Raw genomic sequence first — 16,407 nt, forward strand, 5'->3', positions numbered from 1 at the left:
CTTTGGATTCTACCCCAGCATGCTCCCTCACGGCGCATTTTCTGTTGCTGAACAACAGCGGTTTACGCCCGCTGTTCCCGGCATCGCGGCAAAAAAAAACGGCAAGACCGCGAGGTCTTGCCGCTTCGGCATCGGCCGCTTGGCTGCGCTTACTTGGCTGCCAGGATGCCGTGGCTGGACGCGCCGCCTTGCAGCGCCTTCAGGCGCAGCGAGGTTTCGGTCGCCACCGCGTTGCTGACGGCGGTCAGCTGGCTGTTGCTGTAGTCGCCGATGGCGCTGGCCAGCGCCGCCGCCGTGCCGCCGCTGCTGCTGCCCGGCACTTCCAGCTTGGCCGTGTTGGCCGCCGGGGCCGCCGCCGTGAAGCTCGACAGCGCCTGCGCCAGGCCGCTGACCGAGGCGGTCAGCGTGGTGGCTTGCGCCGCGCTCGACATCTGGAACCAGACGTCGGCCGCTTCGTGGGTCGCGCCGTCGCTGGTCTCGAAGGTCGACGTGGCGCCGACGATGTTGCCGTTGTTCAGCGACGCGTTCTGCTTGGCATCGAGATTCAGCTTGGTGATGCCCAGGTCGCCCAGCGATTTCAGCTCGTCGGCCTGGCTGATGCCGTCCGCGTTGCCGTCGATCCAGACCTGCAGCTTGCCGAACGCGGCGTCCTTGCTGTCGATCACGCCGTCGCCGTTGGTGTCCAGCTCGGCCATGGCTTCGTAGCCGGTGACGGCTTTCTTGCCATTGGCCAGCGTGGTGCCCGCGCCGAACAGCTCGGTACCATCGTTGATGGTGCCGTCGCCGTTGCGGTCCAGGACCAGCAGGCCATCGCCGCCGCCCACCCAGCCGGTGCCGCCTTTTTGGCCGTTGCCCAGCAGGTCGAACTGCACGCCGGCCGCGATGTTCAGCGTCGAGATGCCGTTGCCGTTCAGGTCCAGCACGATCGGCGTGCCCAGCGGCGAGTTCAGCGCCGCGATCTGGTCGGTCGACAGACCAGGCACCTGGGCGCTGGTGATGGCGCACACCTGGCCGCTGGTCAGCGAATGGATCTGGTCGGTGCTCAGGCCGCTGATCTGGTCCGAGGTCAGCGCCGCGACCGCCGCGGTGCGCAGCGCCACCAGGTCGGTGGTTTCCAGCGATTTCAACTGGTCGGTGCTCAGCGCGCGGATCTGCGTGGTGGTCAGCGACGCGGTCTGGCCGGTGCTCAGCGCCACCACCTGGTCGGTGGTCAGCGCCTGGATCTGCGCGGTCTTCAGCGCGGCGACGGCCGAGGTTTTCAGCACAGCCAGGTCTTCGGTGCCCAGCGCGGCGATGGCGGCGGTGCTCAACGCGCCGGCCTGGCCGGAGCTCAGCACGGCGACTTGCGTCGAGGTCAGCGCGACCGCCTGGTCGGTGGTCAGGCCGGTGGCCAGGTTATTGGTCGACAGCGCCGCCACTTGCGCGGTGCTCAGGCTGCCGATCTGGTCGGTGCTCAGCGCCGCCAGTTGCGCGGTCTTCAGCGCGACGATCAGGCTGGTGCGCAGGACCGACAGGTCGGCCGTTTCGATCGCGGCGATGCTGTCGCTCGACAGTGCGTTGAACTGCACCGTGGTCAGCGCGTTGATCTGCGACGAGCTCAGCGCGACGACCTGGTCGGTGCTCAGGCCGGTCGACAGGTTGCTGGTGCTCAGCGCGGCCACCTGGCCGGTGGTCAGCACCGTGACCTGATCGGTCGTCAGCGCGCCCAACTGGTCGGAGCCGAGGGCGGCGATGCCGCCGGTCTTCAGCGCCAGCAGGTCGGCGGTTTCGATCGCGGCGATGGCGGCGGTGCCCAGCGCGACGACTTGCTTGCTGGTCAGCGCCGACACCTGGCCGCTGGTCAGCGCGACGATCTGGTCGGTCGACAGATTGGCCACCTGGGCGGTCGACAGCGCGGCGATGGTCGCGGTCTTGAACGCTTGCAGGTCGGCGGTTTCCAGCGCGACGACGTCGTCGGTGCTCAGTGCGGCGACCTGGCCGGTGGTCAGCACCGAAGCCTGGCTGGTGCTCAGCGCGACCACCTGGTCGGTGCTCAGCGAGGCGACGCTGGCGGTGCTCAGGGCAACGATCTGGCCGGTGGTCAGGTTGCTCAGCTGGTCGGTGGTCAACGCCGCCAGTTGTGCGGTTTTCAGCGCGGCGATGACGCTGGTTTTCAGGCCCACGATATCGGCGGTCTCGATGGCGGCGACGGCGTTGGTCGACAGCGCGCCGAATTGCAGCGTGGTCAGGCCGGCCAACTGTTTCGACGCCATGGCGACGATCTGGTCGGTGGTCAGGCCGTAGGCCAGGTCGGCGGTGCTCAGCGCCGAGATCTGTCCGCTGGTCAGCGAGGTGATCTGGTCGGTGGTCAGCGCGGCCATCTGGTCGGTGCTGAGGACGGCGATGCCGCCGGTCTTCAGCGCCAGCAGGTCGGCGGTTTCGATCGCGGCGATGGCGGCGGTGCCCAGCGCGGCGACTTGCTTGCTGCTCAGCGCCGACACCTGGCCGCTGGTCAGGGCGACCACCTGGTCGGTCGACAGGTTGGACACTTGCGCGGTCGACAGCGCGGCGATCGACGCCGTCTTGAACGCTTGCAGATCGGCGGTTTCCAGCGCGACGATGTCGTCGGTGCTCAGCGCGGCGACCTGGCTCGAGCTCAGGACCGAAGCCTGGCTGCTGTTCAGCGCGACGACCTGGTCAGTGCTCAGCGAAGCGACGCTGGCGGTGCTCAGGGCGGCGATCTGGCCGGTGGTCAGGTTGCTCAGCTGGTCGGTGGTCAGCGCCGCCAGTTGCGCGGTCTTCAGCGAAGCGATGACGCCGGTTTTCAGGCCGACGATGTCGGCGGTCTCGATGGCGGCGACGGCGTTGGTCGACAGCGCGCCGAATTGCAGCGTGGTCAGGCCGGCCAGCTGGTTCGACGCCATGGCGACGATCTGGTCGGTGGTCAGGCCGTAGGCCAGGTCGGTGGTGCTCAGCGCCGAAATCTGGGCGCTGGTCAGCGAGGTGATCTGGTCGGTGGTCAGCGCGGCCATCTGGTCGGTGCTGAGGACGGCGATGCCGGCCGTTTTCAGCGCCAGCAGGTCGGCGGTCTCGATCGCGGCGATGGCGGCGGTGCCCAGCGCGGCGACTTGCTTGCTGCTCAGCGCCGACACCTGGCCGCTGGTCAGGGCGACGATCTGGTCGGTCGACAAGGCGCCAGCCTGGCCGGCCGACAGCGCGGCGATCGACGAGGTCTTGATCGCTTGCAGGTCGGCGGTTTCCAGCGCGACGATGTCGTCGGTGCTGAAGGCGGCGATCTGGCCCGAGCTCAGCACGGCGGCCTGGCTGGTGTTCAGCGCGACGACCTGGTCGGTGCTCAGCGAAGCGACGCTGGCGGTGCTCAGGGCGGCGATCTGGCCGGTGGTCAGGTTGCTCAGCTGGTCGGTGGTCAGCGCCGCCAGTTGTGCGGTTTTCAGCGAGGCGATGACGCTGGTTTTCAGGCCGACGATGTCGGCGGTCTCGATGGCGGCGACGGCGTTGGTCGACAGCGCGCCGAACTGGACGGTGGTCAGGCCGGCCAACTGGTTCGACGCCATGGCGACGATCTGGTCGGTGGTCAGGCCATAGGCCAGGTCGGTGGTGCTCAGGGCCGAAATCTGGGCGCTGGTCAGCGAGGTGATCTGGTCGGTGGTCAAGGCCGCCATCTGGTCGGTGCTGAGGACGGCGATGCCGCCGGTTTTCAGCGCCAGCAGGTCGGCGGTCTCGATCGCGGCGATGGCGGCGGTGCCCAGCGCGGCGACTTGCTTGCTGCTCAGCGCCGACACCTGGCCGCTGGTCAGGGCGACGATCTGGTCGGTCGACAAGGCGCCAGCCTGGCCGGCCGACAGCGCGGCGATCGACGAAGTCTTGATCGCTTGCAGGTCGGCGGTTTCCAGCGCGACGATGTCGTCGGTGCTGAAGGCGGCGATCTGGCCCGAGCTCAGCACGGCGGCCTGGCTGGTGTTCAGCGCGACGACCTGGTCGGTGCTCAGCGCGGCGACGCTGGCGGTGCTCAGCGCGGCGATCTGGCCGGTGGTCAGGTTGCTCAGCTGGTCGGTGGTCAGCGCCGCCAGTTGTGCGGTTTTCAGCGCGGCGATGACACCGGTTTTCAGGCCGACGATGTCGGCGGTCTCGATGGCGGCGACGGCGTTGGTCGACAGCGCGCCGAATTGCAGCGTGGTCAGGCCGGCCAGCTGGTTCGACGCCATGGCGACGATCTGGTCGGTGGTCAGGCCGTAGGCCAGGTCGGTGGTGCTCAGCGCCGCGATCTGGGCGCTGGTCAGCGAGGTGATCTGGTCGGTGGTCAGCGCGGCCATCTGGTCGGTGCTGAGGACGGCGATGCCGCCGGTTTTCAGCGCCAGCAGGTCGGCGGTTTCAATCGCGGCAATGGCGGCGGTGCCCAGCGCGACGACTTGCTTGCTGCTCAACGCCGATACCTGGCCGCTGGTCAGGGCGACGATCTGGTCGGTCGACAAGGCGGCGGTCTGGGCGGTCGACAGCGCGGCGATGGTCGCGGTCTTGATCGCTTGCAGGTCGGCGGTTTCCAGCGCGACGATGTCGTCGGTGCTCATCGCGGCGATCTGGCCCGAGCTCAGGACCGAAGCCTGGCTGGTGCTCAGCGCGACCACCTGGTCGGTGCTCAGCGAGGCGACGCTGGCGGTGCTCAGCGCGGCGATCTGGCCGGTGGTCAGGTTGCTCAGCTGGTCGGTGGTCAGCGCCGCCAGTTGTGCGGTTTTCAGCGCGGCGATGACGCTGGTTTTCAGGCCGACGATGTCGGCGGTCTCGATGGCGGCGACGGCGTTGGTCGACAGCGCGCCGAACTGCAGCGTGGTCAGGCCGGCCAGCTGGTTCGACGCCATGGCGACGATCTGGTCGGTGGTCAGGCCGTAGGCCAGGTCGGTGGTGCTCAGCGCCGAAATCTGGGCGCTGGTCAGCGAGGTGATCTGGTCGGTGGTCAGCGCGGCCATCTGGTCGGTGCTGAGGACGGCGATGCCGCCGGTTTTCAGCGCCACCAGGTCGGCGGTTTCGATCGCGGCGATGGCGGCGGTGCCCAGCGCGGCGACTTGTTTGCTGCTCAGCGCCGACACCTGGCCGCTGGTCAGGGCAACGATCTGGTCGGTCGACAAGGCGCCGGCCTGACCGGCCGACAGCGCGGCGATCGACGCGGTCTTGATCGCTTGCAGGTCGGCGGTTTCCAGCGCGACGATGTCGTCGGTGCTGAAGGCGGCGATCTGGCCCGAGCTCAATACGGCGGCTTGGGTGGTGCTCAGCGCGACCACCTGGTCGGTGCTCAGCGAGGCGACGCTGGCGGTGGTCAGCGCGGCGATCTGGCCGGTGGTCAGGTTGCTCAGCTGGTCGGTGGTCAGCGCCGCCAGTTGTGCGGTTTTCAGCGCGGCGATGATGCCGGTTTTCAGGCCGACGATGTCGGCGGTTTCGATGGCGGCGATGTCGTCGGTCGACAGCGCGCCGAACTGGGCGGTGCTCAGGACGGACAGCTGTTTCGAGCTCAGCGCCACGATCTGGTCGGTGGTCAGGCCGTAGGCCAGGCTGCTGGTGCTCAGGGCGGCGATCTGGCTGCTGCTCAGGGTCGAGACCTGGTCGGTGGTCAGCGCGGCGGTCTGGTCGGTGCTGAGCACGGCGATGGCGCCGGTTTTCAGCGCCAGCAGATCGGCGGTTTCAATCGCGGCGATGGCGGCGGTGCCCAGCGCGGCGACTTGCTTGCTGCTCAGCGCCGACACCTGGCCGCTGGTCAGGGCGACGACCTGGTCGGTCGACAAGGCGGCGGTCTGGGCGGTCGACAGCGCGGCGACGGCGCTGGTCTTGATGGCTTGCAGGTCGGCGGTTTCCAGCGCGACGATGTCGTCGGTGCTCAGCGCGGCGACTTGGCCCGAGCTCAGCACGGCGGCCTGGCTGGTGCTCAGCGCGACCACCTGGTCGGTGCTCAGTGCGGCGATGCTGGAGGTGCCCAGCGCGGCGACCTGGCCGGTGGTCAGATTGCTGACCTGGTCGGTGGTCAGCGCGGCCAGTTGCGCGGTTTTCAGTGCGGCGATGACGCCGGTTTTCAACGCCACCAGATCCGCCGTTTCAATCGCGGCGACATCGTTGGTCGACAGCGCGCCGAACTGGCCGGTGCTCAGGCCGGCCAGCTGGGTCGAGGTCAGTGCGACGACCTGGTCGGTGGTCAGGCCATAGGCCAGCGCGTTGGTGCTCAGGGCGCCGATCTGGCCGGTGCTCAGTTTGGAGACCTGGTCGGTCGTCAGCGCGGCGACCTGGTCGGTGCTCAGCACGGCGATGCCGCCGGTCTTGATCGCCAGCAGGTCGGCGGTCTCGAACGCGGCCAGCGCCGAGGTGCCCAGCGCGGCGACCTGGGCGGAGCTCAGCGCGGCGGCCTGGGTGCTTTGCAGCGCGACGATCTGGTCGGTCGACAGGGTGTTGACCTGGCTGGTGCTCAGGCCGGCGATGGAGGCGGTTTTCAGCGCCTGCAGGTCGTCGGTTTGCAGCGCGACGATGGAATCGGTGGACAGCGCGGCGACCTGGCGCGAATTGAAGGCGCCGACCTGGGCGGTGCTCAACGCGACGATCTGGTCGGTGGTCAGGCCGTTGGCCAGCGTGCTGGTGGTCATCGCGACCGCATGCGCGGTGGTCAGCGCGCCGATCTGGTCGGTGGTGAAGGCCCGGAATTGGCTGGAATTGAGCGCAGCGATATCGGCGGTAACCAGACTGGCGACGGTAGCGGTCGACAGTGCGGCGATCTGGTCGGTGTTCATACTAGTTACGAGGCTCATTTCCATTCTCCTTGGGGCACTACACGGTTCTGTCTGGACAAACATGGGAGCCGACAGGTCTTTCCCGTGGGCTCCGTATCAAATTTGGGACTACGATTTCTTGATTTAACTGCAACAACTGAGGAACTGCGGGAAGGACTACTTAGATTCTTAACGTCAACAAGCATAACAACTTTAGGATGTTCGCAGGAAATTTTTCCACACATCAACTCAGCATGGACGAAAAAACCACGTCCGCATTCAAAACCGCCGCCTGCCTCCCATAAAGCGACATTTTTCCGCACCGCATTAAATTATTTTGTTTACGTGTGGAAATCTAATTGAGCCGTTATCGAACGTACAAATAAAAACGACAAGGCCGCGGCCCTGTCGTTTTTTGACTACCGTCGTGCGCCGATTACTTGTGCGGCGCCGCCAGGAAGCCTTGGGTCGCACCGTGCAGCGCCTTGAAGCGCAGCTCGCTGTCGACCGCGGTGCTGGCCGCGGCGGCCGGCTTGCCGTCGGCATCGTAGCGTTTCAGCGCATCGGCCAACTGGGCCGCGCTGGCGTTGACGCCGCCACCACGGATATCCAGTTGCTGCGCCGCGGGCGCCGCCGGCTTGTTGCTTGCCGCGAAGGTCGACATCGCCTGGGCCAGACCGCTGACGTTGCCGCTCAGGCCTTGAGCGAACCAGACGTCGGCCGCCTGGTGCGTCGCGCCGTCGCTGGTTTCAAAGCTCGACGTGGCGCCGACGAAGTTGCCGTTGCCGGTGCCGGTCAGGGTTTGCTTGACGTCCAGGTTCAGCTTGGTGATGCCCAGATCGGTCAGCGATTTCAGCTCGTCGGCCTGACTGATGCCGTCGGCGTTGCCGTCGACCCAGACCTGCAGCTTGGCGAAGTCGCTGTCCTTGCTGTCGATGGTACCGTCGCCGTTGGTATCGAGCTCGGCCATGGCTTGGTAACCGTTGGCCGCTTTCTTGCCGTTGGCCAGCGTGGTGCCCGAGCCGAACAACTCGCTACCGTCGTTGATGGTGCCATCGCCGTTGCGATCCAGTACCAGCAGGCCATCGCCACCGCCGACCCAGCCGGTGTTGCCTTTGTTGCCATTGGCCAGCAGGTCGAACTTGACGCCCTGGTTGGCGCCCAGCGTCTCGATGCCGTTGCCGTTCAGGTCCAGCACGATCGGGGTCAGCGACACCAGGACCGAGGTCTGGGTGGTGCTCATCGCATGGAACTGGTCCGACGTCAGCGCGTGGATCTGCACCGTCGTCAGCGCGTGGATCTGGTTGGTCGTCATGCCGGCGATGCCGTTGGTCGACAACACGCTGACCTGACGGGTGCTCAGCGACGCGACCGCTGCGGTCGACAGCGCGGCCAGGTCGGCGGTTTCCAGCGCGGCGATGGCGCTGGTGCTCAAGCCACTCACCTGGCGGCTGCTCAGCGCGGCGGCCTGGTTGACCGTCAACGCCACCGCCTGGTTGGTGGTCAGCGCGGCCAGCTGGGCGCTGCTCAGCGCGGACATGCTGGTGGTGGTGATGGCCGCGAAGTCGGCGGTTTCAAGCGCCGCGATCTGCACCGAAGTCAGCGAGCTCAGCTGCGCCGTGGCCAGCGAGGCGACTTGACCGGCGGTCAGCGCCACGATCTGGTTGGTGCTCAGCGCGACGATGCTGGAGGTGCTCAACGCGTTGACCTGGTTGGTCGACAGGTTGGCGACCTGGCCGGAGCTCAGGCCTGCCAGCTGGGCGGTGCGCAGCGACGAGATTTCCGTCGTCGTCAGGCTCGACAGGTCGGCCGTTTCGATCGCCGCGATGCTGTTCGAGCTCAGCGCCACGACTTGCTGCGTGCTCAGGCTGCCGAGCTGGCCGCCGGTCAACGCGACGACCTGGTTGGTGGTCAGCGCGGCGATGCCGGCGCTGCTCAGCGCGGCCAGCGAGGCGGTCGCCAGGCTGTTGACCTGGCTCGTGGTCAGCGCCTGCACTTGCACGCTGCCCAGGGCATTGAGCGCGGCGGTCTGCAGTGCGGCCAGATCGCTGGTTTCCAGGGCGGCGATGTCGTTGGTCGAGAAGCTGTTCACTTGCGCGGTGGTCAGCGCGGCGGCTTCGCCGTTGGTCAGGGCCACCACTTGCTGCGTGGTCAGCGCCTTGATCTGGGCAACGCTCAGCGAGCGGACCGCGTTGGTGCTCAGTGCGGCGAAGTCGGCCGTTTCCAGCGCGGCGATCGCGTTGGTCGACAGCGACGATACCTGGGCGGTGCTCAAGGAACCAGCCTGGCCGACGGTCAGTGCGACCACTTGCGCGGTGCTCAGCGCCGAGACGGCGTTGGTGCTCAGCGCGGCGACCTGGTTGGTCGACAGCAGCGCCAGCTGGGCGGTGCTCAGACCGGTCAGTTGCGCGGTGCGCAGCGCGGCCATTTCGTTGGTGCTCAGGCTGGCCAGGTCGGCGGTTTCAATCGCGGCGATGGCGTTGCTGCCCAGCGCGACGAACTGGCTGGTGGTCAGCGAACCGAGTTGGCCACCGGTCAGGGCCACCACTTGATTGGTGCTCAGCGCGGCGATGCCGCCGGTGCTCAGCACGGCCAGCGAAGCGGTCGCCAGCGTGTTCAATTGGGTGGTGCTCAGCGCGGCGACCTGGGCGGTACCCAGCGCGGCGATGGCGCTGGTCTTGATCGCGGCCAGATCGGCCGTTTCCAGCGCGGCGACGTTGTTGGTCGACAGGCCGGCCACTTGCGCGGTGGTCAGCGCGGCGGCTTCACCGACGGTCAGCGCCACCACTTGCTGCGTGGTCAGCGCTTTCATCTGCGCCGGGGTCAGCGAGATGATGGCGTTGGTCGACAGCGCGGCGAAGTCGGCGGTTTCCATCGCGGCGATCGCGTTGGTCGACAGCGAAGCCACCTGGGCGGTGCTCAAGGAACCTGCCTGGCCGGCGGTCAGCGCCACGACTTGCGCGGTGCTCAGCGCCGAGACGGCGTTGGTGCTCAGCGCGGCGACCTGGTTGGTCGACAGCAGCGCCACCTGGGCGGTGCTCAGGCCGGTCACTTGCGTGGTGCGCAGCGCGGCCATTTCGTTGGTGCTCAGGCTGGCCAGGTCGGCGGTTTCAATCGCGGCGATGGCGTTGCTGCCCAGCGCGACGAACTGGCTGGTGGTCAGCGAACCGAGTTGACCACCGGTCAGGGCGACTACTTGATTGGTGCCCAGCGCGGCGATGCCGCCGGTGCTCAGTGCGGCCAGCGAAGTGGTGGCCAGCGTGTTCAGTTGCGTGGTGCTCAGCGCGGCGACCTGCGCGGTGCCCAAGGCGGCGATGGCGCTGGTCTTGATCGCGGCCAGATCGGCCGTTTCCAGCGCGGCGACGTTGTTGGTCGACAGGCCGGCCACTTGCGCGGTGGTCAGCGCGGCGGCTTCACCGACGGTCAGGGCCACCACTTGTTGCGTGGTCAGCGCTTTCATCTGCGCCGGGGTCAGCGAGATGATCGCGTTGGTCGACAGCGCGGCGAAGTCGGCGGTCTCCATCGCGGCGATGGCGTTGGTCGACAGCGACGATACCTGGGCGGTGCTCAAGGCGCCAGCCTGGCCTGCGGTCAGCGCCACCACTTGGGCAGTGCTCAGCGCCGAGACGGCGTTGGTGCTCAGCGCGGCGACCTGGTTGGTCGACAGCAGCGCCACCTGGGCGGTGCTCAGACCGGTCACTTGCGTGGTGCGCAACGCGGCCATTTCGTTGGTGCTCAGGCTGGCCAGATCGGCGGTTTCGATCGCGGCGATGGCGTTGCTGCCCAGCGCGACGAACTGGCTGGTGGTCAGCGAACCAAGTTGACCGCCGGTCAGGGCAACCACTTGATTGGTGCCCAGCGCGGCGATGCCGCCGGTGCTCAGCACGGCCAGCGAAGCGGTCGCCAGCGTGTTCAGTTGCGTGGTGCTCAGCGCGGCGACCTGGGCGGAGCCCAAGGCGGCGATGGCGCTGGTCTTGATCGCGGCCAGATCGGCCGTTTCCAGCGCGGCGACGTTGTTGGTCGACAGGCCGGCCACTTGCGCGGTGGTCAGCGCGGCGGCCTCACCGACGGTCAGGGCCACCACTTGCTGCGTGGTCAGCGCTTTCATCTGCGCCGGGGTCAGCGAGATGATCGCGTTGGTCGACAGCGCGGCGAAGTCGGCGGTTTCCATCGCGGCGATCGCGTTGGTCGACAGCGACGATACCTGGGCGGTGCTCAAGGCGCCAGCCTGGCCGGCGGTCAGCGCCACCACTTGGGCGGTGCTCAGCGCCGAGACGGCGTTGGTGCTCAGCGCGGCGACTTGGTTGGTCGACAGCAGCGCCACCTGGGCGGTGCTCAGGCCGGTCACTTGCGTGGTGCGCAGCGCAGCCATTTCGTTGGTGCTCAGGCTGGCCAGATCGGCCGTTTCAATCGCGGCGATGGCGTTGCTGCCCAGTGCGACGAACTGGCTGGTGGTCAGCGAACCGAGTTGGCCACCGGTCAGGGCAACCACTTGGTTGGTGCCCAGCGCGGCGATGCCGCCGGTGCTCAGCGCAGCCAGCGAAGTGGTCGCCAGCGTGTTCAGTTGCGTGGTGCTCAATGCGGCGACCTGGGCGGTGCCCAGCGCGGCGATGGCGCTGGTCTTGATCGCGGCCAGGTCGGCCGTTTCCAGCGCGGCGACGTTGTTGGTCGACAGGCCGGCCACTTGCGCGGTGGTCAGCGCGGCGGCTTCACCGACGGTCAGCGCCACCACTTGTTGCGTGGTCAGCGCGTTCATTTGCGCTGCGGTCAGCGAGATGATGGCGTTGGTCGACAGCGCGGCGAAGTCGGCCGTTTCCATCGCGGCGATCGCGTTGGTCGACAGCGAAGCGACTTGGGCGGTGCTCAAGGAACCTGCCTGGCCGGCGGTCAGCGCCACGACTTGCGCGGTGCTCAGTGCCGAAACTGCCGAGGTGCTCAGCGCCGCGACTTGATTGGTCGACAGCAGCGACACCTGGGCGGTGCTCAGGCCAGCCACTTGCGCGGTGCGCAGCGCGGCCATTTCGCTGGTGCTCAGGCTGGCCAGGTCGGCGGTTTCAATCGCGGCGATGCTGTTCGAGCTCAGCGCGACGAACTGGCTGGTGGTCAGCGAACCCAGTTGGCCACCGGTCAGGGCCACCACTTGATTGGTGCTCAGCGCGGCGATGCCGCCGGTGCTCAGCACGGCCAGCGAAGCGGTCGCCAGCGTGTTCAGTTGGGTGGTGCTCAGCGCGGCGACCTGGGCGGTGCCCAAGGCGGCGATGGCGCTGGTCTTGATCGCGGCCAGATCGGCCGTTTCCAGCGCGGCGACGTTGTTGGTCGACAGGCCGGCCACTTGCGCGGTGGTCAGCGCGGCGGCTTCGCCGACGGTCAGGGCCACCACTTGCTGCGTGGTCAGCGCCTTCATCTGCGCCGGGGTCAGCGAGATGATGGCGTTGGTCGACAGTGCGGCGAAGTCGGCGGTTTCCATCGCGGCGATGGCGTTGGTCGACAGCGAAGCGACTTGGGCGGTGCTCAAGGCACCAGCCTGACCGGCGGTCAGTGCGACTACTTGCGCGGTGCTCAGCGCCGAGACGGCGTTGGTACTCAGCGCGGCGACCTGGTTGGTCGACAGCAGCGCCACCTGGGCGGTGCTCAGGCCGGTCACTTGCGTGGTGCGCAGCGCGGCCATTTCGTTGGTGCTCAGGCTGGCCAGGTCGGCCGTTTCAATCGCGGCGATGGCGTTGCTGCCCAGCGCGACGAACTGGCTGGTGGTCAGCGAACCGAGTTGGCCACCGGTCAGGGCCACCACTTGATTGGTGCCCAGCGCGGCGATGCCGCCGGTGCTCAGCACGGCCAGCGAAGCGGTCGCCAGCGTGTTCAGTTGGGTGGTGCTCAGCGCGGCGACCTGGGCGGTGCCCAAGGCTGCGATGGCGCTGGTCTTGATCGCGGCCAGATCGGCCGTTTCCAGAGCGGCGACGTTGTTGGTCGACAGGCCGGCCACTTGCGCGGTGGTCAGCGCGGCGGCTTCGCCGACGGTCAGGGCCACCACTTGCTGCGTGGTCAGCGCTTTCATCTGCGCCGGGGTCAGCGAGATGATGGCGTTGGTGCTCAGCGCGGCGAAGTCGGCCGTTTCCATCGCGGCGATGGCGTTGGTGGACAGCGAAGCGACTTGAGCGGTGCTCAAGGCGCCAGCCTGGCCGGCGGTCAGCGCCACGACTTGCGCGGTGCTCAGCGCCGAGACGGCGTTGGTGCTCAGCGCGGCGACCTGGTTGGTCGACAGCAGCGCCACCTGGGCGGTGCTCAGGCCGGTCACTTGCGTGGTGCGCAGCGCGGCCATTTCATTGGTGCTCAGGCTGGCCAGGTCGGCGGTTTCAATCGCGGCGATGGCGTTGCTGCCCAGCGCGACGAACTGGCTGGTGGTCAGCGAACCGAGTTGGCCGCCGGTCAGGGCAACCACTTGATTGGTGCCCAGCGCGGCGATGCCGCCGGTGCTCAGCACGGCCAGCGAAGCGGTCGCCAGCGTGTTCAATTGGGTGGTGCTCAGCGCGGCGACCTGGGCGGAGCCCAAAGCGGCGATGGCGCTGGTCTTGATCGCGGCCAGGTCGGCCGTTTCCAGCGCGGCGACGTTGTTGGTCGACAGGCCGGCCACTTGCGCGGTGGTCAGCGCAGCGGCTTCACCGGCGGTCAGGGCCACCACTTGTTGCGTGGTCAGCGCTTTCATCTGCGCGGCGGTCAGTGCGACGATCGCATTGGTGCTCAGCGCGGCGAAATCGGCGGTTTCCATCGCGGCGACAGCGTTGGTCGACAGCGACGACACTTGGGCGGTGCTCAAGGAACCTGCCTGGCCGGCGGTCAGCGCCACCACTTGGGCGGTGCTCAGCGCCGAGACGGCGTTGGTGCTCAGCGCGGCGACCTGGTTGGTCGACAGCAGCGCCACCTGGGCGGTGCTCAGGCCAGCCACTTGCGCGGTGCGCAGCGCGGCCATTTCATTGGTGGTCAGACCCGACAGGTCGGCCGTTTCAATCGCGGCAATGCCAGTGCTGCTCAGCGCGGCGAACTGGTTGGTGGTCAGCGAACCGAGCTGGCCAGCGGTCAGCGCCACGACCTGGTCCGTGCCCAGCGCGGCGATGCCGCCGGTTTTCAGCGCGGACAGCGAATTGGTCGACAAAGTGTTCAGTTGCGTGGTGCTCAGCGCCGCGACCTGCGCGGTGGCGAGCGAAGCGATCACGTTGGTATTGATGGCGGCCAGGTCGGCGGTTTCCAGCACGGCGATCTGGCTGGTGCCCAGCGCGGAGACTTGCAAGGTCGACAGCGTCGCCGCTTCGTTGACGGTCAACGCCACGATCTGGTTGGTGCTCAGGGCCTTGGCCTGGTTGGCGCTCAAGCCGGAGAATGCACTGGTGGTCAGCGCCGCGAAGCTGGCGGTCGACAGACCGGACACGCTGGCGGTCCCCAACACGGCGACTTGCGCCGAGGTCAGGCCGTTCGCTTGCGTGGCTTTCATGAACTGCGCCTGCGACGTCGTCAGGCCGCCGGCGACTACCGCCGTGGTCAGCGCCTGGATCTGGTTCGAGGTGAGCGCCTGAAACTGATCGGAATTCAGACCGGCGATATCGGCCGTGCCCAAGGTCAGGATTTGCGAAGTAGTCGTAGCCGCGATTTGGGCCGTGGTAAAGGTGCTAAAGATGCTGCTCATTCTGAATTCTCCTGGAGGCTACGACCGTATCCGCTCAACGCACACCCAATTCGCGCTCTGCAGCCGCGAATCGAGCCCTGTTCTGGTTTGTTTACTATCAAACATCTATTTTTTATAGTCCCGACGGTCAACAATGCGCAAAAAGCGTTCTTGGTTGAGCGGGAAATTGCCAATGAGCAACTTTAACTTGCCGAGGAACAAAAACTGTTCCTGTTCTGTGTATAACGACGGATTTCTTACTTTCATTAAGTAAACTTTTTGCCGAAGCTAAAAAAGTCGGAAAAACAGTCGTTCCGTTCTCGCGGCACACAAAAATACGCAATTCCGATCATGCATTATATATTAAGTAATTGCCTTGAAGAATTTTTAATCGCGAGTGTTGCGACGCCACAACCTGTCCTAACTTCATGATTAATCAGAAGTTATGCGTAGGATTACGATATTATTCGGGCAAAAAAGTAGAGGATTTGATAATTTCCACACACCAATTTCCCGCAGCGCTATTGTGCAGGGCTAGTATGACAATACGATGACGTGGTGCAACAAATCAGGCCTGCGCGACGCGCTCCCGGCGGCCGCGCCAGACCAGCACCGCCCCGGTCGCGGCCAGCAGCGCCAGCGCGATGACGTTCAGCACCACCACGCCGGTGTGGAAACGCAGCACCACGCCGACGCTGACGCCGGCCTTGACGCTGAACTCGCGGCCGCCGTCGACGGGGAAATAGCTGAGCACTTGCAGCGCGTAATACAAGGAGCCGCCCCATAGGCCGATCCGGCGGCGTTTCAAGGAAAAAACGGCGGCCAGAAAGCCCAGCAACGCGGCGCCGAACACCAGCGTCGCGCCAGCGCCGTCAAGCCGCTGCCCCAGCAGGCCGAGGCTGACCGCCAGCGCCAGTGCGCTATTTAATAGCAGCACGCGGGCCACCCACTTCTCAAATTCCAGCATCACGGTATCCGATTCATCCAAAGCGCGCCTGGTAGTCGCTGGGCACCACGCCCAGCTGTGCGACGAAGGCGCGGCGCAGATTGTACTCGCTGCCGAAACCGCTCTGGTCGGCGGCGCGCTTGACCGTCATGCCGGGCCGCTCCAGCAGCGCGCAGGCCGCCTCCATACGCAGCCGCAACAGCAGCTGCGCCGGCGACATGCCGGATTCGCTCTGCAGGCGGCGATGCAGCGTGCGCACCGATAAGGCGAACTCGGCCGCCATCCGTTCGACGTCGATCTGCTGCTGCAGGCGCGGCCGCAGCCAGGCGGTCAGCTGGCCGTGCAAGCCCTGCGGGTCGGCCTGGGCCAGCAACTCCGAGCTGAACTGGCGCTGGCCACCGGGACGCTTGAAGAACAACACCAGCCGCTTGGCGGCGGCCAGGCTGGCGGCGCGGCCCCGGTCCTCCTCAACCAGCGCCAGCGCCAGGTCCATGCCGGCGGCGATGCCGGCCGAAGTGTAGAGCGCACCGTCTCTTATATAGATGGCGTCGTCCTGGACCGCGATCGCCGGGTATTGCAGCTGCAACTGCGCCGCGTCCAGCCAGTGGGTGACGGCGCGGCGGCCGTCCAGCAGGCCGGCGCGGGCCAGCACGAAGGCGCCGGTACAGACCGCGCAACAGCGCGCCACATGCGCCGCCGCCGCCGCCACCCAGGCCAGCATGGCCGGATCGAGCGCCGGGCTGGCGCCGGCGACCTCTTCCAGGCCACGGCCGCCGGCCACCATCAGCGTCGCGCCGGCCAGCGCGGACGGATCGGGCAGCGGCCCGGCCAACACGCTCACGCCGGCGGTCGACGCGACTTGGCCGCCGCCGGGCGCGATCATGTGGATGCGGTAGGGCTCGGCGTCGCCGGCGTCGCGCGCCTCGTCGTTGGCGGTGCAGAACACCTGCGCCGGGCCGGTGGCGTCCAGCAGCACGAAGCCTTGGTACACGAGCAGGAAAATATCGGTCATGTGGCAGATATTCAACGATTGATGTCATATGTGTCAACCGCCATCGTGCGAA

General features: G+C 67.0%; 4 protein-coding genes. All 4 read right to left on the reverse strand.

Features of this window, described 5'->3' with window-relative positions:
• Positions 1 to 149: 149 nt before the first annotated feature.
• Entirely contained in the window at positions 150 to 6,782 is a 6,633-nt protein-coding gene (locus GW587_RS30955) for an SPM autocatalytic domain-containing protein (RefSeq protein ID WP_229259255.1), read from the reverse strand.
• 397 nt (positions 6,783 to 7,179) lie between these two features.
• Positions 7,180 to 14,418, reverse strand: a complete 7,239-nt coding sequence (locus tag GW587_RS02395) for an SPM autocatalytic domain-containing protein (RefSeq protein WP_166098077.1) — start codon at positions 14,416 to 14,418, stop codon at positions 7,180 to 7,182.
• A 547-nt stretch (positions 14,419 to 14,965) separates the two neighbouring features.
• On the reverse strand, positions 14,966 to 15,364 hold the full coding sequence (locus GW587_RS02400) for a hypothetical protein (RefSeq protein ID WP_207393308.1): 399 nt from the start codon (positions 15,362 to 15,364) through the stop codon (positions 14,966 to 14,968).
• Between the two features lie 13 nt (positions 15,365 to 15,377).
• The gene (locus GW587_RS02405; protein ID WP_166098079.1) at positions 15,378 to 16,355 is read right to left on the reverse strand and encodes a GlxA family transcriptional regulator; all 978 of its coding nucleotides are present in this window, start codon (positions 16,353 to 16,355) and stop codon (positions 15,378 to 15,380) included.
• Positions 16,356 to 16,407 lie beyond the last annotated feature (52 nt).

Origin of the sequence: Duganella aceris (assembly GCF_011090165.1) — a bacterium.
GTDB lineage: Bacteria > Pseudomonadota > Gammaproteobacteria > Burkholderiales > Burkholderiaceae_D > Rugamonas > Rugamonas aceris.

What these genes read in the sequence shown, in the direction of transcription:
- GW587_RS30955 (WP_229259255.1), bottom strand. Translation starts at nt 6,782, where the DNA reads ATGAGCCTCGTAACTAGTATGAACACCGACCAGATCGCCGCACTGTCG.
- GW587_RS02395 (WP_166098077.1), bottom strand. Translation starts at nt 14,418, where the DNA reads ATGAGCAGCATCTTTAGCACCTTTACCACGGCCCAAATCGCGGCTACG.
- GW587_RS02400 (WP_207393308.1), bottom strand. Translation starts at nt 15,364, where the DNA reads ATGCTGGAATTTGAGAAGTGGGTGGCCCGCGTGCTGCTATTAAATAGC.
- GW587_RS02405 (WP_166098079.1), bottom strand. Translation starts at nt 16,355, where the DNA reads ATGACCGATATTTTCCTGCTCGTGTACCAAGGCTTCGTGCTGCTGGAC.